This window comes from Paracoccus salipaludis (assembly GCF_002287065.1).
Classification (GTDB): Bacteria; Pseudomonadota; Alphaproteobacteria; order Rhodobacterales; family Rhodobacteraceae; genus Paracoccus; species Paracoccus salipaludis.
This window is the reverse complement of sequence record NZ_NSJZ01000143.1, coordinates 1-548: the sequence shown is the minus strand read 5'-3', so window position 1 is coordinate 548 and position 548 is coordinate 1. Positions and strand designations below refer to the sequence as shown.

General features: G+C 61.5%; 1 protein-coding gene. It reads right to left on the bottom strand.

From position 1 onward, the window contains the following. Positions 1-46: 46 nt before the first annotated feature. Positions 47-214, bottom strand: coding sequence for a head-tail connector protein (locus tag CK240_RS18525; RefSeq protein WP_135058970.1), 168 nt, complete (start codon positions 212-214; stop codon positions 47-49). Positions 215-548: the final 334 nt, after the last annotated feature.

Below are 548 nucleotides of genomic sequence, written 5' to 3'. Positions count from 1 at the left end.
TCGATGGTCTCGAACCGCTGCAATGCCACCCGCTCGCGCAGGTCGCCTATGTCCTGCGGCCGGTGAGGTCCGCGACGTGCTCGATTGCCGCGAACAGCATCCCGTCGATGGCAAGGTCTTCGTCGTCGTGACTGATGCGGGCGTGCTCTTTCACCCGTGCCAGCGAAAGGCCGTGCGGGGCGTTCGGATCGGGGGTGATGAGCTTCCACGACATGCCAAAATCCTAGCACGTCCTAGCAGTGCTAGCAAGGGGCCGTGGCAACAGCCCATGTGACTGATTCAGTTAAGAGAAAGGCCGATATGTTCCACATATGGAAGGACGGCCGGGGATCGGGGTCGTAGTTGCGGTGCAACGGGGTGCAAGCAAGGGTGCACGATTTCGCTCACCCATACTAATAGATAACTCTCCCCCCTTAGAGGGCCCTGAGAGGCGAAACCCCACGGGCGGGCCGATTTGACGGCACAGGCGGGGCGGCGCAACGCGAATTACAGTGAACCCGCATTAGCGACGGTCCGAGGGCCAGTTGTGCCTGAGCCAGTCAGCGAAC